Below are 22,780 nucleotides of genomic sequence, written 5' to 3'. Positions count from 1 at the left end.
CCGCGCTACACGCCGAAGCGCTCAACCAGCGGCGCCAGGGCGGCGCGCAGGCAGGTAGCCCAGAATTTGCCTGCCTCGGACAACGGCCGGCTGCCATGCAGAATCATGTGGCATTCGAAATGGACGGGCGCCGCCAGCGGGCGGTAGCACAAGCCCGCCGCCTCCATGCCCAGCGCCGTCGCGGGGTTGGCGATGCCGATCCCGTGTCCGGCCAGCGCCAACTGGCACACCGTGCTGGAATACGGCGTTTCAATGGCCACGCGCAGGTTGGCTCCCGCCTGGCGCAATAACGCATCCAGGCGCTTGCGCGAACCGTCCTCGGCGTTCAGCGCAATCACGTCAGCATCGGCCAGGTGCGAAAAATCCACGGACTCCAGGCGCGCCAACGCGTGCCCGGCCGGGAAGACCGCCACCGCCCTCAGGCTGGCCAGCCGATGCCCCCGCAAGCCCTCCAGTTCGGACTCGTCGGCAACGGCAGCCAGGTCAAGCTCGCCAGACACCACCATGTCGCGCAAGGTATTGGAATCGCGGATCTGCAGATAAAGCGGCGTATCCGGATAGCGGATCCGAAAACGGGAGATCGCGTCGCTGACGATCGCGCCGCTGTAGGCGTGGATGCAACCGATGCGCAGCCGCGGCTGCGCCGCGCCGCGGATGGCCCGGATCTTGCGCCCCAGGCTTTCCAGGCCGACGTTCAACCGCCGGATTTCCTCGTACAGCAGCGTCGCCTCGGGCGTGCGGTGCATGCGCTGGCGCACGCGCTCGAACAGACGCAGCTCGATGCTGGCTTCCAGCGCGGCCAGCGTGGCACTGACGGTTGCGGGCGACACGTCCAGCCGTCGGGCCGCGGCGGTCACGCTTTCCGTCTCGTAGACAGTGCGGAAGGTCTCGACCTGTTTGAGCGTGAACGTCATGAGGCCGGGCGCGTCGCGCGTTCAGATGCGTTGAAGGTCCAGCAGCACGCGCCGAGTCGACAGCGGGCGGCCGGCCAGGATTTCGGCAAGACGCGCCCGCAGGTCGGCACGCAAGGCGGGCTCGATGGTGGGGTCGTCGAAATCGGGAGGCGCCTCGTCCACCCCATAGCCGGTCTCGCGCAGCAAGGTCCATTCGAAGCGTCGCAGCGCGCCGGCAGCGCGCGTGCCGTTGGACAACTGCTGCAAGGCCATGTCGTAGGCGTCGAACAGCAGTGGATGCGCATCCTCGCGAGGCAAGAGCCGCAGCAGCAGTTCGTTCATGTACCAGGCCGACATCAGGGCGGCGCCGGCCAAGGGCCGTATGCCGGCGATCTCGGCGCGCGTCAGCGTCTTGACTTCGCCGTTGCCGGTCCAGGACAGCAGCAGCGGCTGAAAGGCGGACAACACGGGACGCAAAACGGAATAAGGGCGCTTCGCGCCCTTGGCGACCATGGCCACGCAGCCGTGGTCGCGCGAGAAGGTCTGGACAATCAGTGAGGTCTCACGCCACGCCGTGGCGTGCAGCATGAACCCCGGGCGATCCTGGACGCGAGGCGCCCTTCTACTCATATCCCAGATCGCGCAGCGCACTCTCGCGGTCGGACCAGCCCTTGCGCACCTTGATGTAGACCTCCAGGTGCACCGGCTTGTCCAGCAGCTTGGCGATGTCCTGCCGCGCCTCGGTGGCGATGCGCTTCATGTGCATCCCGCCGGCGCCCAACAGGATGGGCTTGTGGCTGTCGCGCTCGACGACGACACAGGCGTTGATGCTGGCGCCCTTGGCGGTCTCTTCCCATTGCTCGATGACGACGGTGCAGCCATAGGGCAGTTCGTCGCCGACCAGGCGGAAGATCTTCTCGCGCACGAGTTCGGCGGCGATGAAGCGCATGGGGCGGTCGGTCAGCGTGTCCTCTTCGAACATCGCCTCGCCTTCCGGCAAGCGCGATGCGATTTCGTCCAGCAACTGGTCAAGCTGCTGATTCTTGGTGGCGCTGACCGGCACCACGGCGCCGAACGGGTGCAGCGCCATGATCTTCGAAACGAAGGCGAACAGGTCGTCGCGGTTCTTCAGCGCGTCGATCTTGGAGATGGCCAGGATCGTGCGCTCGGATTTGGGCAGGAGCGGCAGCAGCTTGGCATCGCCTTCGGACCACTTGCCGGCTTCAACCACGTGCACGACCACGTCCACGTCGGCCAGCGCCTGCGTCACGACGCGGTTCATCATGCGGTTCATCGCGCCGCCATGGCGCGTCTGGAAGCCCGGCGTGTCGACGAACACGAACTGCTCGTGCTCGCGGGTCAGCACCCCATGGATGCGGTGACGCGTGGTCTGCGCCTTGCGCGACACGATGGAAATCTTGGAACCGATCAGGGCGTTCGTCAGCGTGGACTTGCCCACGTTGGGACGGCCGACGATGGCAACGAAGCCGGTACGAAAAGGGGTATCGCTCATTTAGTCTCTTGAGCCACTGCCACGGGCAGCGACAATTGCGCGGTCTTGCGCGCCTTGCCCGACTTGCGGGCGGCCTTGGTGGCCGGGCTGATGGCCAGTGCGGCCTCGAGCGCCAGCTTGGCCGCCGACTGCTCGGCGGCGCGGCGGCTTGCGCCCGGCGCCATCACCTTGATATCGAGCGCCGGGATGGCGCATTCGACTTCGAATTGCTGGCTGTGGGCCGCGCCGTGCGTCGCCACCACCGTATACAGCGGCAGCGCCATCTTGCGGCCCTGCAGGAATTCCTGAAGCAAGGTCTTGGCGTCCTTGCCCAGGGTCTTGGGATCGACGGAAGCCAGCACCGGCTGGTACTGGCGAACGATCACGCGGCGGGCGGCGTCGAACCCCGCATCCAGGAAGACGGCGCCGAAGATGGCTTCGACGGTGTCCGCCAGAATGGACGGACGGCGAAAGCCGCCGCTCTTGAGCTCGCCTTCGCCCAGACGCAGGTATTGCGACAGTTCCAGGCGCTGGGCGATATCCGCCAGCGACGCCTGCTTGACCAGGTTGGCCCGCAGGCGGGAAAGGTCGCCTTCATCGATCTTGGAGTAACGCTCGAACAGCATCGCCGCCACGACGAAGTTCAGCACGGAATCCCCCAGGAATTCCAGCCGCTCGTTATGGCGCGCACCGTGGCTTCGGTGAGTCAGCGCTTGTTCGAGCAATGCTGCATCACCGAAGTGGTGATCCAGGCGGTTTTCTAGCGTGGCTAGCGACATAATCAGTTGAATCGGCCGATGCGGCTGAGATCGCTGAAGTTCATCCAGATAAAGAAGGCGCGGCCGACGATGTTGGATTCGGGAACGAAGCCCCAGTACCGGCTGTCCGCGCTGTTGTCCCGATTATCGCCCATGGCGAAATAATTGCCTTCGGGTACCTTGCAGCGTACCCCATTGCGGCTGTATTGGCAGTTCTGGCGGTTGGGAAATTGCCACATCGCGGAGTACTCCTGCGGCTTGCCCTCATCCAGCAGGATTTTGTGGTCAACTTCGCCCAACTTCTCTTTATATTGCGCGATATACGAGACACGATCGGGTTCAAAATAATCGCCGTCCCGCACATGCGGCACCAATTCGCCGTTGACGTAGAGCTTTTTGTCCAGGTAGGCGATCTCGTCGCCCGGCAGGCCGACCACGCGCTTGATGTAGTCCACGTCCGGATCAACCGGGTAGCGGAACACAAAAACGTCGCCTCGCTGCGGCGATCCCACGGGGATGATTTTCTTGTCGATCACCGGCAGCCGCAGACCATAGCTGAACTTGTTCACCAGGATCAGATCGCCCGACTGCAGCGTGGGCAGCATCGATCCCGACGGAATGCGGAACGGCTCGACGACGAACGAGCGCAGCATGAACACGAACAGGATGACGGGAAAAAAGCTGACCGCGTATTCGATCCACCACGGCACACGCCGCGCGGCATCGCCGGCTTCACGACGCAGTCGCTCGGCTTCCTGAGCGTCGCCGATCAGGGCCGTGTCGTATTGCGCCATCGCCGCCTCGGCGCGGCGCTCGCGCCCTTTGCGCAGCACCGCCAGATCAAGCACCCAGATTACGCCGGTAAGGACCAGCAGAACGAAAAGGATCAGGGCAAAGTTCCAACTCATCAGCTAACCGCCTTCTTGTGGTTCTATTTGTCTTCCACTTGCAGGATGGCAAGGAACGCCTCCTGCGGAATTTCCACGCTGCCCACCTGCTTCATGCGCTTCTTGCCGGCCTTCTGCTTTTCAAGCAGCTTCTTCTTGCGCGAAATGTCGCCGCCATAGCATTTGGCCAGCACGTTCTTGCGCAGGGCCTTCACGTTTTCACGCGCGATGATCTCCGCGCCAATGGCCGCCTGGATGACGACGTCGAACATCTGGCGCGGGATCAGGCCGCGCATGCGGGTGACGACGTCACGGGCGCGATGGCGCGCGTTGCTGCGGTGGACAATCACGGCCAGCGCATCGACGCGGTCGTTGTTGATCAGGAGGTCAACGCGAACCACGTCCGCCGAGCGGTATTCCAGGAATTCGTAGTCCATCGAGGCATAGCCTCGCGAGACCGATTTCAGCTTGTCGAAGAAGTCGAGCACGATCTCGGCCAGCGGGATCTCGTAGACGAGATGGACCTGGCGGCCGTGGTAGCTCATGTTGACCTGCACGCCGCGCTTGTTGTTGCACAGCGTCATGACCGGGCCGACATAGTCCTGCGGCATGAACAGCGTGACCTTCACGATGGGCTCGCGAATGTCCTGGATCTTGCCGATCTCGGGCATGCGCGAAGGGCTTTCCACGGTGATCACGGAACCGTCGCGCTGCTCGACTTCGTACACCACCGAAGGCGCGGTGGTGATGATGTCCATGTCGAACTCGCGCTCCAGGCGCTCCTGCACGATTTCCATGTGCAAGAGACCCAGGAAGCCGCAACGGAAGCCGAAGCCGAGCGCCTGCGAGACTTCCGGTTCGAACATCAGGGCGGCGTCGTTCAGCTTGAGCTTTTCGAGAGAATCGCGCAGTTGGTCGTATTCGGAGCTTTCCACCGGATAGAGTCCGGCGAACACCTGCGGCTTGACTTCCTTGAAGCCCGGCAGCGGCTTGGCGGCAGGCTTGTTGGCCAGCGTGACGGTATCGCCGACCTTGGCGTCTTCAAGCTGCTTGATGCCGGCGATGATGAAGCCCACTTCGCCCGCCGACAAGTGCGGACGCTGCTGCGACTTCGGCGTGAACACACCGGTCTGTTCGCAGAGATGGGTGGCGCCCGACGCCATCAGCAGGATCTTGTCCTTGGGTTTGAGCACACCGTTGATGATGCGCACCAGCATGACCACGCCCACGTAGTTGTCGAACCACGAGTCGATGATCAGGGCCTGCAACGGCGCGTCCGGGTCGCCCTGCGGGGACGGCACCTTGGCGACGATGGTCTCCAGGATTTCGTCGATGCCCATGCCGGTCTTGGCGCTGGCCAGCACGGCGTCCGAGGCGTCAATGCCGATCACGTCCTCGACTTCCTGGCGGGCTCCGTCCGGATCCGCCTGCGGCAGGTCCATCTTGTTCAGCACCGGCACCACTTCCACGCCCAGCTCGATGGCGGTGTAGCAGTTGGCGACCGTCTGCGCTTCCACGCCCTGCGAGGCGTCCACCACCAGCAGCGCGCCCTCGCACGCAGAAAGCGAGCGGCTGACTTCGTACGAGAAGTCGACGTGCCCGGGGGTGTCGATCAGGTTCAGGTTGTAGACCTTACCGTCCTGCGCCTTGTAATGCAGGGCGGCCGTCTGGGCCTTGATGGTGATGCCGCGCTCGCGCTCGATTTCCATGGAATCGAGGACCTGCGCCGACATTTCGCGATCCGCCAACCCGCCGCAGCGTTGGATCAGGCGATCGGCCAGGGTCGACTTGCCATGATCGATGTGGGCAATGATGGAGAAGTTGCGGATATGCTGCATGCTTGAATTTATAAGGGACGGAACGAGCGGCACATGGCCGGAAGACACCGTCGCCGGGGTACGCACGGCCGACGTGTAGGGCGCAGACGGGCTAAGCCCGGACAAAAACGAGGGGGCGCCAGGCGCCCCCTCTTGCGGCAACCAGCCATTTTAGCCGGTCTTGGGCCATTTTTTTTGCCCAAGGCGCGCCCCGGGGCAAAAACCGCCCTTGGAGCCCGGCATGTTGCTGGCCTCAGACCGGTGTCGGGCCGCGGCGCGCGTCCTGATGGCGCCGGCGGCCCAGCGCCGCATCACTTGGACGCCGGCACCGCCACCCATTGCGTCTGGTCGCCGCGGCGCACCAGCAGGCCAGCCGCGCGGCTCTTGTCCAGCTTGGCCACCAGTTCGCCGAATTGCTTGGCGCCAGTGACGTCGGTGTCGTTCAGGGCCAACACAATGTCGCCTTCCTGCAGACCGGCCTTGCCAGCCACGCCTTCGGCAACCTTGACCTGGACGCCGCCCTTGATGCGCAGCTTCTTCTGCACGTCGGCGGGAACGTCGACCACGCTCAGGCCCAGCGCATTCGTGACCTCGGGGGCAGGCGCCGGCTTCTTGCCGGCCGCGGCGGCCTTTTCAGTCGGAATCTCGCCAACCTTGACGGACAGGGTCATGCTCTTGCCACGGCGCCAGATTTCCATATTGGCGCGCGTGCCCGGCTTGGTTTCACCGACGATGCGCGGCAGATCGGACCAACGCTTGATGGGCTCGTTGTTGAACTTCAGGATCACGTCGCCGGGCTGCACGCCCGCCTGCTCGGCGGGACCCTCGGCTTCCACGCTGCTGACCAGGGCGCCTTCGGCCTTGGGCAGTCCGATGGCCTCGGCAACATCCTTGCCCACTTCGCCGATCTGCACGCCCACACGGCCGCGCGTCACCTTGCCGGTGGTGCGCAGTTGGTCGACCACGCGCATGGCTTCGTCGATGGGAATCGCGAGCGAAATGCCCATGAAGCCGCCGCTGCGCGAAATGATCTGGGAATTGATGCCCACGACCTCGCCGTCCAGGTTGATCAGCGGGCCGCCCGAGTTGCCGGGGTTGACCGCCACGTCGGTCTGGATGAACGGCAGGTATTCGCCCGTGTCGCGGCCAATGGCGCTGACGATGCCGGATGTGACGGTGGAATCCAGGCCGAACGGCGAGCCAATGGCCAGCACCCATTGGCCCTTCTTCAGCTTCTTGGGATCGCCGATCACCAGCGGCGTCATGTCGGTGGCTTCGATCTTGATGAGCGCCACGTCCGTGCGCTCGTCGGTGCCGATGACCTTGGCCTTGAATTCACGGCCGTCGGTCAGCGTCACGTAGATGTCCGTCGCATCGACCACCACGTGGTTGTTGGTCAGGATGTAGCCATCGGCGGAGACGAAGAACCCCGAGCCTACGCCGCGCGGCACCGTGCGTTCTTCCGGCGTCGGCTGGGGACGCTGGCGCGGACCGGGCGACGGCTGGCCAGGCGGCTGGAATTCAGGCCCGAAGAACCAGCGGAAGAGCTCGTAGGGATCGTTTCCGCCGCCCGGGCCGTTGGCGCCGCGCACCGGCACGGTGGCCGTGGTGCGGATGTTCACGACGGCCGGATCGGCCTTTTCAACGATGGCCGTGAAGTCGGGCAGCCCGACGGCTGCCGGCGGCGTCTGCGCCGCCGTTATGGGAACGTAGGCGGCGGACAACATCGCCCCCGCCGCGACAGCCGCCAGAAAGCGCCGGAAAAAAGCGTTCGACACCGTCATTGCTTTCATAAGTCACTCCGAAATTGCTGCTTGCGGACGGGCAAGGATCACTTGGATCCGCCCTCCGTCGGTGCGGCTGCCGCGGGTGCGGGAGGCACGTACTCAGTGGCTTGCGCGAGCTGCTCCAGCGTGCCGGCGGGCACTTCGCCCACCGCGGTCAGCCAGAAGTCCGCGATACGCGCGCCGTACACATTGATCGCACCGCGCTGGGACGCGCCATGCGGCGGCTGGTGATCGCGCTGGCCATCATAGGGTTCGATGAAGACCGAGATCGCGGCCAGGCCATCGGACAGCACCATCTGGCTTACCGGCGAACCGCGTTTCATCGAGCGCGACACCTGCATGATCGCCTTGAAGCCCTTGGGCGCCGGAATGCGCCACCCCTGTGCTGCAAGGTCCACCGGCTTCATCGTGGCTTCGAGCACCTTCCAGTCGCGGGTATTCCAGCGCGAGGACAGCGACTGCGGGTCGACTTCGGAACCCAGACGCAAAGACGTGAAGGACACCTGTTCGACCACGCCATGCGCGGCATTCAGGGTCTGCGCCTTCAGGAGCAAATTGGTTTCGACGTCCGCACACAGGCGATAGCCGTAGCGCAGCTTGTCCAGCGGTTCAATCGTGATGAGCCGGCATTCGCGCCCCGCAACGCGGTGCAACGCCGATTCCGCGCGTATCTTGTAGTGCTCGGACAGATTGGCCGGATCGCCCAGCAGCAGGCCCGGGAAGCGATCGCCGCGGCGTCGCTCGACCAGCACGGTCTTGCGCTCGGGGATGAGGCACTGCACGTCGTCGTTGTGGCGCAGATATTCGCGCGGCTGCCCGTCCAGAACTTCCAGGCGTTCGCGCTCGCCAGTGCCGTCCAGGACGTGCACGAGGCGCGACGATTGGATCATTTCGCCTTGCTGGTACATGAAGACGCCGGCGTAGTCCTGCTTGCGCGCTGCCTGCTGGATGCGCGTGAGCAGTTGCACGATGTCATCGGTCTGGCTGGCAGGCGTACTGCCTGCGGCGGCCGCGGGGCCGGGCACGGCAAGGAAAGCGGTGAGGAGCGTGGCGGCCAACCAGCCGGCGCGGTGCGCCTGCCACGAAGCGGCACGTCCCAGCACCGGCCAGCGCGTTGGAAGCACCAGCGCCATCAACGTCCTGCTCCGACATCGAACGACACCTGCCGCACCGCGCTGGGGCCGGCCATCTGGCGATGGGCCTCCAGGTAGTCGCGCAAGCCCGAATCGTCAGAGGCGGAAGCGGGGGAGCTGGCGTCGGCCAGCACGCGCACCTCGGTGGCAGAGGGACCCGTCACGTAGGGCTGCGCCACCCAGGCGACCGTCGCCACGGCGGCGGCTACGGCCAGGCCGGACAAGCCCATGCGCAAAGGCGAGCGGCGCCGGGGCGCCGCTACGATGGGCAATTCGGCATCCAGCGCCCGTGCCAGCCGGGCCTGGAAGGCCGCACTGGGCGTCAGCGCCAGGTCCGAATTGCGTAGGGAATCACCGATCAGATGATAGGTGTCCCAGGTCTGACGTCCCTCTTTGGACAACAGACTGGGAAGAATATCGTCGGAATCCTCTCCGTCCATCCAGGCGGAGACCGATTCCTCCCAGGAGGACTCGGCGATCTCAACGGACTTGGCTGCTGTTTGCATGACTGCCACTCCTTACCAGCGACGCTCGACATCGGTGTCGAGCAATGGACGCAACTTGGTGGCAATGGCTTCACGCGCACGAAAAATGCGGGAGCGCACCGTACCGATGGGGCAGTCCATGCTCTGGGCGATGTCTTCGTAACTCATACCTTCGATTTCACGCAGGACAATTGCAGTGCGCAATTCTTCAGGCAATTCCTCAATGGCCGCGTTCACCGTCTCGGCGATTTCGCGGCTGGCAACCATGGATTCCGGCGTGCTTATATCCGTTAGGTTGTCGGTTTCGTTAAAAGTTTCACCGTCTTCCGTTTCAATCGCGTTAGGCGCGCTGGGACGCCGCCCTTGCGAGGCGAGCCAGTTCCGCGCCGTATTGATGGCGATGCGATACAACCAGGTGTAGAAAGCGCTCTCGCCCCGGAATTGCGGCAGCGCGCGGTAGGCCTTGATGAAGGCTTCCTGGGCGACGTCCTCGATTTCGGCCGGATCCCGGATCATCCGGGCCAGCAGGCGAAGAATCTTGCGCTGGTATTTCAGGACCAGCAGGTCAAATGCCTTCTTGTCGCCCCGCTGGACGCGCGCGACAAGCTCGGCGTCGACTTCGCGCTCGCTCATGACGCCTCCTGTGGGCCGAGCGCCGGGCGGGTGCGCCGCGCCGACCCCGCGAGCAGGCGCAGACGCCGCCAGGAGTCGGGTCGCAACGTCTGTCGCCAGACGGTGAGTGTGATTTTGCTAGTGGTAAAGGCCGTACTCCCGGTGGGCAAGGGCTGCAAAGTGAGCGTCAGCCACGCTGGGCCCCGTCGCTGGTCCAGCAAAACCGCATCTTGCCAGCCAGATGGCCGGCAAAGCTGCCAGCAGCCGGATCCGGCTGCCGTACGTAGCGCCGTTACCGGGGACGGGGTGCTCCGTGCCGAGTGTAACAGCCCGGCCAGGACCAGCAAAAATGCGCCCAGCGCAAGAGCAGCCCCGGCGTGGCCATGCCACGAGGCCGCCGCCAGCACGCTTGCCACGGCCGCAGTCAGCGCCAGCCCGAGGAGCGCAGTGGCGCCCCTGGGCTGCGAGACAGGTACGCGGAACGACCAACGCCCCCCGACCGAGCCTTCCAAATCAGACCCGGCGAACGGCCATGGAGCCGTTGGTGCCGCCAAAACCGAACGAGTTGGACAGGCCGACGTCGATCTTCATCTGCCGCGCCTCGTTGGCGCAGTAATCCAGATCGCACTCGGGATCTTGATTGAAGATGTTGATCGTCGGAGGCGAGACCTGGTTGTACACGGCCAGGGTCGTGAACACGGCCTCGATACCGCCGGCGGCGCCCAGCAAGTGGCCGGTCATCGACTTGGTGGAGTTGACCACCAGGTTCTTGGCGTGGTCTCCGAAGGCCAGCTTCAGCGCATCGGTTTCGTTCTTGTCGCCCAGCGGCGTCGACGTGCCATGCGCGTTGACGTACTGCACGTCCTCGGGGTTCAGGCCACCGTTGCGCAGGGCATTGATGACGCCGCGGCGAGGACCGTCCTTGTCCGGTGCGGTGATGTGATGAGCGTCGGAGCTCATGCCGTATCCGGCGAATTCACCGTAGATACGCGCGCCGCGCTTCTTGGCGTGCTCGTATTCTTCAAGCACCAGGACACCGGCGCCCTCGCCCAGCACGAAGCCGTCGCGGTCGCGGTCCCAGGGACGCGATGCCGTCTGAGGATCATCGTTGCGGGTCGACAGCGCGCGCATCGCGGCAAAGCCGCCAATGCCCAGCGGCGACACGGTCGATTCGGCGCCGCCGGCGACCATGACGTCGGCATCGCCGTATTCGATCAGGCGTGCTGCGTCACCGATGCAATGCAGGCCGGTGGTGCATGCGGACACGACCGCGTAGCTCGGGCCCTTCATGCCATAGGCGATCGACAGATGGCCGGAGATCAGGTTGATCAGCGAACCAGGAACGAAGAACGGAGAAATCCGGCGAGGTCCCTTCGCAAGGTATTCGACCTGGGTTTCTTCGATGCGCGGCAGACCGCCGATGCCGGAACCCACGATCACGCCGATGCGCTCGGCATTGGCTTCGGTGACTTCCAGACCGCAATCGCGCCAGGCCTGCATTCCGGCGGCCAGGCCGTAATGGATAAACGTATCCATCTGGCGGGCTTCCTTGGCCGAAATATAGGTACTGATGTCGAAGTCTTTGACTTCGCCAGCAATGTGGGTGGTGATGGCAGAGGGATCGAAACGGGAGATGCGGCTGATGCCAGAACGTCCGTTGACGATATTGTCCCAAGCGGTGGTCAGATCATTTCCTACGGGGGAAACGATACCCAGGCCGGTGATGACGACACGTCGCTTCACGGATGACTCCTCAAACAGACAAAAGAAAGGCGGTTTTCGGGATGCACTGCGCGTGTGGACCACATGAAAGCGGGTCAGGCATTACAACGCCCTTCCCGCCGGTGGACCACACGGCAATTCCTGAAACCGCCCTGATTCCCGGTTGGCCGAGGTGAATTCGGGCAACCAGAACGATATAGGCTGAGCTTACTGCTTACCGTGCGAATTGATGTAGTCAATCGCTTGTTGCACGGTCGTGATCTTTTCGGCCTCTTCGTCGGGGATCTCGGTCTCGAATTCGTCTTCGAGGGCCATGACCAGTTCGACCATGTCGAGCGAATCGGCACCGAGGTCGTCAAGGAAGGAGGATTCGTTCTTGATCTCGGCTTCGTTGACGCCAAGTTGTTCAGCGACGATCTTCTTGACGCGCTGTTCGATGCTTTCCATGCAGATCTCCAATTGGGAAAAATCCCGCGAATTATAGCCAAGCGCGGAGTGATGCAACGCCTGACCGTGACAAAAATAACACCGCACCTGTTCTGTCGCCGAGAGCGGCGCAGGAAATACCGTGTGCGGCGTTTCCGGTGAATCGCGCGCGGCCCTGCCGGCTGCCCGGCTGCGGCGCACGCGATTCGTGATTTATTGCATGTACATCCCGCCGTTGACGTGCAGGGTGGTGCCGGTAATGTAACCCGCCTGGGGCCCGGACAAAAATGCCACGGCATGAGCAATATCAGCCGGCGAACCCAGGCGGCCAAGCGGAATCTGTTGCAACAGCGCAGCCGTCTGGTTTTCACCCAGCGCGCGCGTCATGTCGGTGTCGATGAAGCCGGGAGCCACGCAGTTGACGGTGATGTTGCGGCTGCCCAGTTCACGCGCCAGCGCGCGGGACATGCCAGCCACGCCCGCCTTGGCGGCGGCATAGTTGGCCTGGCCGGCGTTGCCGCTGGAACCCACCACCGACGTCACGTTGATGATGCGTCCCCAGCGCGCCTTCATCATGCTGCGCAGCACGGCGCGCGACAGGCGGAAGACGGATGCCAGATTGGTGTCGATGACCGCCGACCAATCGTCGTCCTTCATGCGCATCGCCAGCGTATCACGGGTGATGCCGGCGTTATTGACGAGGATGTGCGGACCGCCGCCTTCCTTGCCCAGCGCGTCGATCAGCGCATCGCAGGCTTCGGGATTGGTCACGTCGAGCACCACGCCGCGGCCGCCAAACGGTGCCAGCGCTTCCGTGATGCCAGCCGCGCCCGATTCGGAGGTGGCCGTGCCGACGACCGTTGCGCCGCGACCCGCCAGTTCCTGGGCGATTGCCCGGCCAATGCCACGGGTGGCGCCGGTGACCAGCGCGATCTTGCCCTGCAGTTCGGTCGAGGTATTGTCCATGTGTTCAGTTTCCGTTGACGGCGGCCAACGCCGCTTCCAGCGAAGCCGGGTCGGTGATCGCCAGGCCGGTGAGTTCCGGGTCGATGCGCTTGGTCAGGCCGGTCAGCACCTTGCCCGGACCGCATTCGATGACGTGCGTGACGCCCTGCGCCTTCATGGCGCGCAGGGTTTCGACCCAGCGGACAGGATGCCATGCCTGGCGCACCAGCGCATCGCGGATTGCCCCGGGTTCCGTGGGCGAAGCCACGTCGACGTTGTTGATGACCTGCACTTGCGGCGCCGAGACGGAGACGTCGGCCAGCGCGGCGGCCAACACGTCGGCGGCGGGCTTGAGCAGGCTGGAGTGGAACGGCGCGGATACCGGCAGCAGCAGCGCGCGCTTGGCGCCCGCGGCCTTGGCCAGTTCGCAGGCGCGTTCGACTGCAGCCTTGTGACCGGCGATCACGACCTGAGCCGGCGCGTTGAAATTCACGGCCTCGACCACTTCACCCTGCGCGGCTTGAGCGCATGCGGCGCGGACGGCGTCGTCGTCCAGGCCCAGGATGGCGGCCATGGCGCCAGTGCCAACGGGCACGGCGGCTTGCATGGCGTCGGCGCGCACGCGCACCAGTCGCACGGCGTCTTCGAGCGCCAGCGAACCCGCGGCAGTCAGCGCGGCGTATTCGCCCAGGCTGTGGCCGGCCACGACATCAGGCTTGCGGCCGCCCGCGGCACACCAGGCCGCGTAGAACGCGGCGCCGGCGGTCAGCATCGCGGGCTGGGTATTGGTGGTCAGGTTGAGCTGTTCGGCAGGGCCTTGCGCGATCAGCGCGCCGAGGTCCTGCCCCAGGGCCTGCGAAGCGCGGGCCACGGTGTCGGTGACCGCGGCCACGCCGGACCAGGCGTCCAGCATGCCGACAGCCTGCGAACCTTGGCCAGGAAAGACAAAAGCGATTTTCATGATTGTGCGTCTGGATTGATTCAGTGTCTGTGAGGGATGCCAGGCGCGCTCACCGACGGGTCGCGGCACGCATGCCGCCCCGCCGGGGCTCGCCATTACATGCGGGCCAGTACTGAGCCCCAGGTGAATCCGCCGCCCACGCCTTGCATCAGGATGAGCTGGCCAGGCTTGACTCGGCCATCGCGGCGCGCGGCGTCGAGCGCCAGCGGCACGCTGGCCGCGGACGTATTGGCATGGCTGTCGACAGTGATGACGACTTTCTCGACCGGCACGTCAAGCTTGCGCGCCAGGAAATTCAGGATGCGCACGTTGGCCTGATGCGGAATCAGCCAATCGACGTCGGCGACGCTGACGCCGGCCTCGGCGCAGGTGTCGCGCGCCGAGCGGTCCAGCACGGTGACGGCCTGCTTGAAGACGGCCTGGCCGTCCATGCGCAGGAACGGGTCGCCCGTCACGTCGCCGTAGGCCACGTTGCCCGCGGCGCTGAGGATCTTCATCTGGCTGCCATCGGCGTGCAACTGCGCGGCCAAGATGCCGGGCTTGTCGGAAGCCTTCAGGACCACCGCCCCGGCCCCGTCGCCGAACAGCACGCAGGTGCCGCGGTCGTTCCAGTCCAGGATGCGCGAGAACACTTCGGCGCCGATCACCAGCGCACAGCGTGCGCGGCCGGCGCGGATGAAGCTGTCGGCGGTGGTGAGCGCGTAGACGAAACCGCTGCAGACGGCTTGCACGTCGAACGCGGCGGAACCCTTGGCGCCCAGATTGGCCTGCACCAGGCACGCCGTACTGGGAAAGACGAAATCAGGGGTGGAAGTGGCCACCACGATCAGGTCGACTTCTGACGCGTCGACACCCGCATCGGCCAGCGCGCGGCGCGAGGCCTCGGTGGCCAGCTGGCTGGTGGTCACGCCGCGTTCGGCCAGATGGCGCTGACGGATGCCCGTGCGCTCGACAATCCATTCGTCGGAAGTGGCGATATCGCGCGTCGCCAGTTCCGCAGCCAGTTCGTCATTCGAAACCACGCGTTCCGGCAGGAAGCTGCCAGTGCCCGCGATCACGGAATATTTCATTGCGGTATCCATCAAGCGGTGTCCCCAGCCACGTTTGGCGACGCCGCCGAAGGGCGATCGCCGGATTGAACGCGCTTGGTAATTTGAGCGACCGTCTGAGCGGTGCGCTCCAGCAGTTTACTCACTACGGCTTCGCGGGCTCGCTGCAACGCAAAACCGAAGGCGTAAACGTCCGCGGAACCGTGGCTCTTGATGACCACGCCACGCAGGCCGAGCAAAGCGGCGCCGTTGTAGCGACGATTGTCGACGCGGTTGCGCAGGCGGTTCAGCACCGGCTTGGCGACCGCGCCGGCCAGCAGCGTGATCAGGTTGCGTTTGAACTCTTCGCGGATGACGCTGGACAACATCTTCGCCAGCCCTTCCACGGACTTGAGCACGACGTTGCCGACAAAGCCGTCGCAGACGACGACGTCGACCGTGCCCTTGAAGATGTCATTGCCTTCCACGTTGCCGTAGAAATTCAGCGGGCTGCCGCGCAGGAGTTCGGCAGCTTCCTTGACGACTTCGTTGCCCTTGATGACTTCTTCGCCGATGTTGAGCAAGCCCACGGTGGGATTGTCGCGATGGTCCACCGCCTGCGACAGCGCGGCGCCCATGATGGCGAATTGCAGCAGGTGCTCGGCCGTGCAGTCCACGTTCGCGCCCAGGTCCAGCACCGTGGTGGCGCGGCCAGTCTGGTTCGGAATGGACGTGGCGATCGCGGGGCGGTCAATGCCGTCCAGCGTCTTGAGCACGTAGCGGGAAATGGCCATCCAGGCGCCGGTGTTGCCGGCAGAGACGCAGGCGTCCGCGCGCCCGTCCTTGACGGACTGGGCGGCGAGGCGCATGGAGGAGTCTTTTTTGCGGCGCAGGGCGACCTCGACCGGGTCGTCCATGGTGACGACTTCGGAAGCCGCCACGATCTCAAGGCGATCTCGCGCCACGTTGCGGTGCTCTGAAAGCGCCGCTTCGATAGCCTCGGGAAGCCCGACCAGCAATAGCCGGGTGTCCGGAAATTGCCGGGCGAACTCGATCGCAGCCGGAATCGTGACGGGCAGACCGAAGTCTCCGCCCATACAGTCTATGGCGATGCGTATCACGGGTGCCAGGTATCAGCGCTCAGCCGAAATGGTCCGAGTACGAGTTCGGCCCGGGGGCCTTATTCGTCGGCCTTGGTCTTCAGGACCTTGCGGCCACGGTAGAAGCCATTCGGGCTGATGTGGTGACGCAGGTGCGTTTCACCGGTGTTGGGTTCGATGGCGGTCGACGGGGCCACCAGAAAATCGTGCGAGCGGTGCATACCGCGCTTGGAGGGGGACTTCTTGTTTTGTTGAACGGCCATGATGACTCCTAGAAACGGGGCGCATTGTACGCGATGCGGCCCGATGTTGATCTCAATCTTTGTGCTTCAGTTGTTCCAGCACCGCAAACGGCGACGGACGCTTGACAGCGGGCTCCTCTTCAGGAGCTTCGCTGGCCTTGGCCTGCGCGCCCGGGCATACATCATGCTTGGGCACATACGGAATGCTCAGAATGAGCTCATCTTCGACCTGGGCCAACAGATCAAAGTGATGCGACCCGACCACCTTTTCAGGCAGATGAGCCACAGAATCCCTTCCTTCGCCTTCGTCGTCCTCGTCGTCGTCGCCATCGCCTTGTTCAGCAACGGAGTAACCATCGTCGAGGTCGTCTTCGGATTTGACCAGCTGCAGCACCACTTCGCTGTCCACGGGATACGCAAACGGCGCATTGCACCGCTGGCATACCACTACCGGATTTGCCTGCACGCGCAGACGCAAGAGCGGCTGACCCAGCAACAAGCCGGTCTTGCCTTCTTCGCCCTGCACGGACCAGTTCACCAGCCCGGCCTCGCCAAGGGGCTGCTCGGGCAAGCCGTCAGCCACTCGGGCAAGCCGCACCAAAGCGATACTGCCCTGCGCCGCCTTGCCCAGACGAGCAAAAGCGAAGGCATCGATACGCTTGATGCCGACATCCGCGCTTGCAGGGTTCGCATTCTCAGCGCCTGCATTCACGGTGCCAACATTCGCATTGCCCACATTCGCAGTGACATCGCTGCCAGCACCTGCCGATCCGCCCGTACTGCGGCTTGTGCCGCCGGGCTTTCCCTTGGGTGTCATGTTGATGTTCCTGCAAAAATGCCGCAAAACGTTAGATAATACTGTGACTTACGTATTACCGTCAAATGCCGCATGCCCCAGAAGCCTAGCCTTATCCTCGCGTCCAGCTCGCGTTACCGCAAAGAACTGTTGTCGCGCCTGCGCCTGCCCTTTATTGCGATTTCCCCCGATGTAGACGAAACACCACAACCCGGCGAAACGCCGGAGGCGCTGGCATTGCGCCTGTCCGTGGCCAAGGCCTTGGCAGTTGCGGCCAAGCATCCGGACAGCATCGTGATCGGGTCGGATCAGGTAGCCACGGTGGACGGCGCGCCCATTGGCAAACCGGGAGACTTTCCGCGGGCCCAGGCGCAACTACGTGCGCTGTCGGGACAACTGGTGGAGTTTCACAGCGCCCTGGCAGTGACCGACGGCCAACGGGTGGAAAAGTCTGACATCATTACCCGCTGCCGGTTCCGCAAGCTTTCGGACCACGCCATCGACGCCTATCTGCGCGCCGAAGAGCCTTACGATACCGCAGGCAGCGCCAAGGCGGAAAGCCTGGGCATCGCCCTGATGGAAAGCATCCAGAGCGACGATCCCACGGCCATCATAGGCCTTCCCCTGATCGAATTGACCCGGCTTCTGGCAACTTTCGGACTGGATCCGCTCGACGCGCCGGGAGCAACGGCATGAGCGGCGCGCTGCACCTGATTCCCGTCAGCCTTGGCGACGCGCCGCCCGATCGGTGGCTGCCCGCCGAAGTACGCACCCTGGCTGGCCGGCTGGACACCTACATCGCCGAGAACGCCAAGACGGCACGCGCCTTCCTGAAGCTCATCGGCACCACCCGTCCGCTGCAGGAAATCACGATCCACACACTGACGGACAAGGCAGACGCCGCGCAGATCAAGGCCTGGCTGGAACCGGCAAAGCAAGGCGCCGAGATCGGATTGGTGTCCGAAGCGGGTTGCCCCGCAGTCGCAGACCCTGGCGCCAAAGTGGTCGACGCGGCGCACCGCCTGGGAATTGCCGTCAGACCGTGGGTGGGCCCCTCGTCCATCCTCCTTGGCCTCATGGCAAGCGGCCTGGACGGCCAGCGCTTCGCCTTCTATGGTTACGCCCCCGTGGACGCCGCTGAACGGGCCAAGCAATTACGCGCGTGGGAGCAGCATTCCGCCCGCCACAACCAGACCCAGCTGCTGATCGAGACGCCCTACCGCAACGCCGCCATGTTCTCCACGCTCGTGGCCACGCTGAAGGGCGATACGAAGCTTTGCGTGGCGCGCTCAATGACGACCCCCGATGAATGGGTCGTCACGCACACGATCGCGGAATGGAAAAAACTGCCGGCGCCGCAGCTCGACAAGCTGCCTACGCTTTTCCTCTTCCTGGCTCGTTGACCATGTTCCGTCTTTTTTGCATTCTGCTGGCCGCGGCAGCGCTGGCCGGCTGCGCGGCGCGGGGACCGGCGGGGCTCGACCTGGACACCTCGATCACGGCGGTCAGCCAAAGCAGCCGCGTCCGGTCAGTGGTGTTGCACTACACCACCGTGGACGACGCCAAATCGCTGCATCTCCTATCCAAGGGCAAGGTCAGCGCCCACTATCTGGTGGACGTCGACGGCCGCACGTACCGGCTGGTAGACGAAAACCGCGCCGCCTGGCACGCGGGCGCCAGCTCCTGGTACGGCAATATCGCCATGAACAGCACGTCCATTGGCATCGAGATCGTCAATGCCGGGTGGACCGAAGGCGAAGACGGCAAGCCCGTATGGCATGCGTACGACGAGCGCCAGGTGCGCGCCTTGACCATCCTGCTGCGCGATGTCATCCAGCGCCACGCCATCGCGCCGGAGAACGTCGTGGGCCATAGCGACATCGCGCCCCAGCGGAAAGTAGACCCGGGACCGCTATTTCCCTGGAAGGAGCTGGCCAGTGCAGGCATCGGCCGCTGGTACGACGAAACGGGCGCCGCGGCGCACCTGGCGCGCCTGCAGGTCGAAGGAACCCCGGATGTGGCCTGGTTCCAGAAGCAACTGCAACGACTGGGCTACACCTGTCCGCAGGACGGCGTTCTGGATCGCACCACCATCAACACGCTGGCCGCGTTCCAGATGCACTACCGCCCCACGCTGCACGACGGCCAGCCGGACGCGGAGACCGCGGCCATCATGCTGGCGATGCTGTAGCGGCGAGAGCGCTGACTAAGGCCGGCGCCGCCACCACGCCACGATGCGCCATCCCAGCAGCACGGCCAGCACCGCGGCATAGATCGCGGGCTGCGTCAGGTCGTTCTTGCCCGCCTTGTGCCACCAGTAGTGCAGGATCGCCAGCAGTCCGATGGCGTAGACGGCCCGATGCAGGGTCTGCCACCGCTTTCCCAACCGACGCATGGCCCACTGGGTAGAGGTGGCAGCCAATGCCGTCATCAGCACGAAGGCCGAAAATCCCACCAAGATAAAGGGGCGTTCGCCGATGTCGCGGACCATTTCCGCCGGATCAAACCCTCGATCCCACCAGACCCACGCCATGAAATGCATGGCGGCGTAAAAGAAGGCGAACAGGCCGCACATGCGCCGCACGCGCACCAGCGCCGGCTGACCCGTGATACGGCGCAGCGGCGTGATGCCCAGCGTTACCAGCAGACAGACCAGCGCCCACGTCCCCGAGGATCGCGTCAGGAATTCCACGGGATTGGCGGTCAGGCCATTATTCATCCCCAGCCAGATCCAGCGCAGGAACGGCGTCAGCCCCAACAGGAACAGCAGGGGCTTGAAGCGCGCGACCGCTTTTGCCGAGATCTGTGTCTTACCTGAGGCCGGGGCGGACCCCGCCTGAGGCGCACTTGCAGACATGCCGGGCTTCAATAGTTGGCCTTCAAATCCATGCCCTGGTAGAGCGACGCCACCTGATCACCATAGCCGTTGAACATCAGAGTCTTGCGCTTGGGAGTGAACAGGCCGTCCTCGCCGATCCGGCGTTCAGAGGCCTGACTCCAGCGTGGATGCGCGACGTTGGGGTTCACATTGGCGTAGAAGCCGTATTCCTGCGGGGCCGCCTTGACCCAGGACGTTACCGGCGGCTTTTCGACCAGCCGGATCTTCACCAGCGACTTGCCCGACTTGAAACCGTATTTCCAGGGAATCGCCACCCGCAAGGGCGCGCCATTCTGGTTGGGCAAAACCCGGCCATAGACCCCAAACACCAGCATCGTAAGGGGATGCATGGCCTCGTCGATGCGCAGCCCTTCTACGTAGGGCCAGTCCAGAATGGCGGCGCGCACGCCGGGCATGTTTTCACGCTGCACGGCGGTGACGAATTCCACATACTTTGCGTTGCCCGTGGGCTCGACCTGCTTGAGCACTTCGGACAGCGAATACCCCACCCACGGGATAACCATGGACCACCCTTCAACGCAGCGAAGGCGATACACCCGGTCTTCCATGGGCGCTAGCTTGAGGAGGTCGTCGACGCTGAAAGTGCGCGGCTTGCCGACTTCACCCTCGACGCTGACCGTCCAGGGACGTGTCTGCAATTTGCCGGCATTTTCTGCGGGATCGCGCTTATCTACGCCGAATTCGTAGTAATTGTTGTAAGAGGTGACATCGACCAGCGAGGTCTGCTTGTCCATGATGCTGAAAGCCGGGTTGGCTTTGCCCGGCAAAGTGCCGGCATCCCGGGCAAAGGCGCTGCGCGCCGCCCACCCCGGCAACCCCGCCGCCGCCGCGACCATGCCGGCGCGCAGCATCAGGTCTCGGCGAGAGCGCCAAATGGATTCCGTCGTGATCTCGGAGGGAACAATATCGTCGGGCTTGCGTATCAGCATCATGGTCTCCGGTTTGGCGCGGCAGGCGCGATGAAAGCGCCCGTCGCCATCCATGGACGTTGCACGAGCCCATCATATTCCGCGCGCCCGCAATGCGAGCGCGCCTATGGAATAGACCAGGCGGCCCGGCAGACGTTCCGCGCGTCGACGTTAAGACTGAATGCCCGTCGCGACCCGCGCCAACAACCAGTCTCGAACCAGCGGCACGCTGTCGAGCACCGCTTGGGGTGCACACCCCTGCAGCTCCTTCAGCGTGTGCGCGCCGTAGGTCACGCCCAGACCATGAACGCCCGCGTTGCAGGCCATTTGCAGATCGTGCGAGGTGTCGCCCACCATCACGACGCGGGCGGGGTCGACATCCAGCTCCTGCATCAGCTCGTGCAGCATCGCCGGATGCGGCTTGCTGAAGGTTTCGTCCGCCGTCCGCGTGGCGTCGAACAGCGGCCCCAGGCCGGTGGCGGCCAAGGCGCGAGTCAGTCCAACCCGGCTTTTGCCTGTGGCAACGGCCAGCCGCACGTTCTGGTTGGCCAAATCACCCAGCAGTTCCTGTATGCCCTCGAACAGGCGCAATTCGGGGTCGCGCAGCAGATAGTGGGTGCGATAGCGCTCAAGGAAGCGCGGCAGCATGGCCTGTGTCAGCTCGGGCACGGCGCGGCGCAAGGCGCTTTCCAGGGACAGACCGATCACCCAGCTCGCTTCGGAGGCGGAAGGCACGGCCAGATCCAGGTCCCGGCAAGCGCCCTGGATGGCGGCCACGATGCTGTGCGTGGAATCCATCAGGGTGCCATCCCAGTCAAAGACGACCAGTGAATACGACATATCAGACCGACTCCAGAGTTTTCAGCAGATTCCGGCAAGCAGGCGGCAGCTCGGCGGTAAGGGTCATGGCCTCGCCCGTCAGGGGATGAGGGAAGGTCAGACTGTGGGCGTGCAGGAACATCCGGCCAAAACCCTGGCGGGCGAACTGCGCTCGGACGTCGTCACTGCCATATTTGTCGTCGCCCACGATGGGAAAGCCGCTGGCTGCCAGGTGCACCCGAATCTGGTGGGTGCGGCCGGTGCGCAGTTCGGCGTCGACCAGACTGTAACCGCCAAACCGCTGTTTCAGGGTGACGATGGTATGCGCCGTCTGCCCGTCCGGATCCACTTTGACCCGTCGCTCGCCGGACTGCGTGGTCCACTTGGACAGCGCCAGCTTGATATGTTGGCGGTCATTTACCCAATCGCCTTCGACAAGCGCAAGGTAATGCTTGTCGCTGCGACCCTCGCGCAGCATGGCGTGCAGCGCCAGCAGCGCGCTGCGCTTCTTGGCGACCATCAACAGCCCAGAGGTTTCGCGGTCCAGCCGGTGCACCAGTTCCAGGAACTTCGCATCCGGCCGGGCGGCCCGCAACTGTTCGATCACGCCAAACGACACCCCGCTGCCGCCATGGACGGCCACGCCGGCGGGCTTGTCCACCACCAGCATGGCGTCGTCTTCGAACACGACGGGGAATTCCGCGCCGGGCACGGGCCGGGGCTTGGTCGGATCGGGCAGGCGCAGCGGGGGGATGCGCACGACATCGCCTTCCGCGATGCGGTAGTCGACCGCGATACGTCCCTTGTTAACCCGAACCTCGCCGCCACGGATGGCCTTGTAGATATGGGTTTTGGGAACTCCCTTGCACAGGCGCATGAGGAAGTTGTCCAGGCGCTGCCCGGCATGCTCGGCGCCCACTTCGACCATTCGGACGGCAGGGGCGGTTTTAGAGGCGGAATGTGGGGTGGAAGTTTCTTTGCGCATTGCGGAAAGCGACATATAATCGGGACAGCCTTAAGGGGCTGAACAAGCCGCCTGGCGTAGAGATGCAACCAACACGCAACTCCGT

At 64.3% G+C, this 22,780-nt stretch carries 25 protein-coding genes; 3 read left to right on the top strand and 22 right to left on the bottom strand.

Going from position 1 to position 22,780, the window contains the following annotated elements:
* Positions 1-5: 5 nt before the first annotated feature.
* From RT614_RS11930 to RT614_RS11845, 18 genes are all read right to left on the bottom strand, one after another.
* Positions 6-914, bottom strand: a complete 909-nt coding sequence (locus RT614_RS11930; protein WP_313622320.1) for a LysR family transcriptional regulator — start codon at positions 912-914, stop codon at positions 6-8.
* Between the two features lie 21 nt (positions 915-935).
* Positions 936-1,523 (bottom strand): DNA repair protein RecO, encoded by a 588-nt coding sequence (gene recO / locus RT614_RS11925; RefSeq protein ID WP_313622319.1) that lies wholly within the window; start codon positions 1,521-1,523, stop codon positions 936-938.
* Positions 1,516-2,406: a GTPase Era gene (era, locus tag RT614_RS11920; RefSeq protein ID WP_313622318.1), complete on the bottom strand. Its 891-nt coding sequence runs from the start codon at positions 2,404-2,406 to the stop codon at positions 1,516-1,518. The genes recO and era overlap by 8 nt, the downstream gene beginning before the upstream one ends.
* Complete coding sequence (gene rnc, locus RT614_RS11915; protein ID WP_313622317.1) at positions 2,403-3,164, bottom strand: ribonuclease III; 762 nt, start codon at positions 3,162-3,164, stop codon at positions 2,403-2,405. The genes era and rnc overlap by 4 nt, the downstream gene beginning before the upstream one ends.
* A 2-nt stretch (positions 3,165-3,166) precedes the next feature.
* Positions 3,167-4,051 carry a signal peptidase I gene (lepB, locus tag RT614_RS11910; protein ID WP_313622316.1) on the bottom strand — a complete coding sequence of 295 codons (885 nt, stop codon included), beginning with the start codon at positions 4,049-4,051 and terminating at the stop codon, positions 3,167-3,169.
* A 23-nt stretch (positions 4,052-4,074) separates the two neighbouring features.
* Entirely contained in the window at positions 4,075-5,868 is a 1,794-nt protein-coding gene (gene lepA / locus RT614_RS11905) for a translation elongation factor 4 (protein ID WP_313622315.1), read from the bottom strand.
* Positions 5,869-6,158: 290 nt separating this feature from the next.
* Positions 6,159-7,640: a DegQ family serine endoprotease gene (locus RT614_RS11900; RefSeq protein ID WP_313622314.1), complete on the bottom strand. Its 1,482-nt coding sequence runs from the start codon at positions 7,638-7,640 to the stop codon at positions 6,159-6,161.
* A 38-nt stretch (positions 7,641-7,678) separates the two neighbouring features.
* Positions 7,679-8,767, bottom strand: coding sequence for a MucB/RseB C-terminal domain-containing protein (locus tag RT614_RS11895; RefSeq protein ID WP_313622313.1), 1,089 nt, complete (start codon positions 8,765-8,767; stop codon positions 7,679-7,681).
* Positions 8,767-9,273 (bottom strand): sigma-E factor negative regulatory protein, encoded by a 507-nt coding sequence (locus RT614_RS11890; RefSeq protein WP_313622312.1) that lies wholly within the window; start codon positions 9,271-9,273, stop codon positions 8,767-8,769. Before RT614_RS11890 ends, RT614_RS11895 begins: the two co-directional genes overlap by 1 nt.
* 12 nt (positions 9,274-9,285) lie before the next feature.
* Positions 9,286-9,885 (bottom strand): RNA polymerase sigma factor RpoE, encoded by a 600-nt coding sequence (rpoE, locus tag RT614_RS11885; protein ID WP_008161984.1) that lies wholly within the window; start codon positions 9,883-9,885, stop codon positions 9,286-9,288.
* Between the two features lie 492 nt (positions 9,886-10,377).
* Positions 10,378-11,607, bottom strand: a complete 1,230-nt coding sequence (gene fabF / locus RT614_RS11880; protein WP_313622311.1) for a beta-ketoacyl-ACP synthase II — start codon at positions 11,605-11,607, stop codon at positions 10,378-10,380.
* 186 nt (positions 11,608-11,793) lie between these two features.
* Positions 11,794-12,033: an acyl carrier protein gene (gene acpP, locus RT614_RS11875; RefSeq protein WP_003813816.1), complete on the bottom strand. Its 240-nt coding sequence runs from the start codon at positions 12,031-12,033 to the stop codon at positions 11,794-11,796.
* Positions 12,034-12,225: 192 nt separating this feature from the next.
* Positions 12,226-12,978, bottom strand: a complete 753-nt coding sequence (fabG, locus tag RT614_RS11870) for a 3-oxoacyl-ACP reductase FabG (protein ID WP_313622310.1) — start codon at positions 12,976-12,978, stop codon at positions 12,226-12,228.
* 4 nt (positions 12,979-12,982) lie between these two features.
* Entirely contained in the window at positions 12,983-13,918 is a 936-nt protein-coding gene (gene fabD, locus RT614_RS11865; protein ID WP_313622309.1) for an ACP S-malonyltransferase, read from the bottom strand.
* Positions 13,919-14,013: 95 nt separating this feature from the next.
* Positions 14,014-15,000 carry a beta-ketoacyl-ACP synthase III gene (locus tag RT614_RS11860; RefSeq protein WP_313622308.1) on the bottom strand — a complete coding sequence of 329 codons (987 nt, stop codon included), beginning with the start codon at positions 14,998-15,000 and terminating at the stop codon, positions 14,014-14,016.
* Positions 15,000-16,067 (bottom strand): phosphate acyltransferase PlsX, encoded by a 1,068-nt coding sequence (gene plsX / locus RT614_RS11855; RefSeq protein ID WP_313622307.1) that lies wholly within the window; start codon positions 16,065-16,067, stop codon positions 15,000-15,002. Before plsX ends, RT614_RS11860 begins: the two co-directional genes overlap by 1 nt.
* 59 nt (positions 16,068-16,126) lie before the next feature.
* Positions 16,127-16,309 (bottom strand): 50S ribosomal protein L32, encoded by a 183-nt coding sequence (gene rpmF / locus RT614_RS11850; RefSeq protein WP_006218037.1) that lies wholly within the window; start codon positions 16,307-16,309, stop codon positions 16,127-16,129.
* Positions 16,310-16,361: 52 nt separating this feature from the next.
* Complete coding sequence (locus RT614_RS11845; RefSeq protein WP_409558456.1) at positions 16,362-17,000, bottom strand: YceD family protein; 639 nt, start codon at positions 16,998-17,000, stop codon at positions 16,362-16,364.
* Between the two features lie 177 nt (positions 17,001-17,177).
* Here RT614_RS11845 and RT614_RS11840 point away from each other — a divergent pair, with 177 nt between their 5' ends.
* From RT614_RS11840 to RT614_RS11830, 3 genes are read left to right on the top strand one after another with little or no spacing between them, the layout of a single operon-like run.
* Entirely contained in the window at positions 17,178-17,780 is a 603-nt protein-coding gene (locus tag RT614_RS11840) for a Maf family nucleotide pyrophosphatase (protein ID WP_313622305.1), read from the top strand.
* Positions 17,777-18,487 (top strand): SAM-dependent methyltransferase, encoded by a 711-nt coding sequence (locus RT614_RS11835; RefSeq protein WP_313622304.1) that lies wholly within the window; start codon positions 17,777-17,779, stop codon positions 18,485-18,487. Before RT614_RS11840 ends, RT614_RS11835 begins: the two co-directional genes overlap by 4 nt.
* Before the next feature lie 2 nt (positions 18,488-18,489).
* A complete protein-coding gene (locus tag RT614_RS11830; RefSeq protein ID WP_313622303.1) occupies positions 18,490-19,275 on the top strand; it encodes an N-acetylmuramoyl-L-alanine amidase in 786 nt (261 codons plus the stop codon).
* 15 nt (positions 19,276-19,290) lie between these two features.
* Here RT614_RS11830 and msrQ read toward each other — a convergent pair whose 3' ends face one another.
* The 4 genes from msrQ to RT614_RS11810 all read right to left on the bottom strand — a co-directional run bounded on the left by msrQ (position 19,291) and on the right by RT614_RS11810 (position 22,695).
* Positions 19,291-19,941, bottom strand: coding sequence for a protein-methionine-sulfoxide reductase heme-binding subunit MsrQ (msrQ, locus tag RT614_RS11825; RefSeq protein WP_313622302.1), 651 nt, complete (start codon positions 19,939-19,941; stop codon positions 19,291-19,293).
* An 8-nt stretch (positions 19,942-19,949) separates the two neighbouring features.
* A complete protein-coding gene (msrP, locus tag RT614_RS11820) occupies positions 19,950-20,912 on the bottom strand; it encodes a protein-methionine-sulfoxide reductase catalytic subunit MsrP (protein ID WP_313622476.1) in 963 nt (320 codons plus the stop codon).
* Positions 20,913-21,062: 150 nt separating this feature from the next.
* Positions 21,063-21,731: an HAD family hydrolase gene (locus RT614_RS11815; protein ID WP_313622301.1), complete on the bottom strand. Its 669-nt coding sequence runs from the start codon at positions 21,729-21,731 to the stop codon at positions 21,063-21,065.
* A 1-nt stretch (position 21,732) separates the two neighbouring features.
* The gene (locus RT614_RS11810) at positions 21,733-22,695 is read right to left on the bottom strand and encodes an RluA family pseudouridine synthase (protein WP_409558451.1); all 963 of its coding nucleotides are present in this window, start codon (positions 22,693-22,695) and stop codon (positions 21,733-21,735) included.
* Between the last annotated feature and the right edge of the window lie 85 nt (positions 22,696-22,780).

The sequence above is a fragment of the Achromobacter sp. genome (genome assembly GCF_032102605.1).
Classification (GTDB): Bacteria; Pseudomonadota; Gammaproteobacteria; order Burkholderiales; family Burkholderiaceae_B; genus Achromobacter.
The sequence above is the reverse complement of the archived record's forward strand: the minus strand, read 5'-3'. Positions and strand labels throughout refer to the sequence as shown.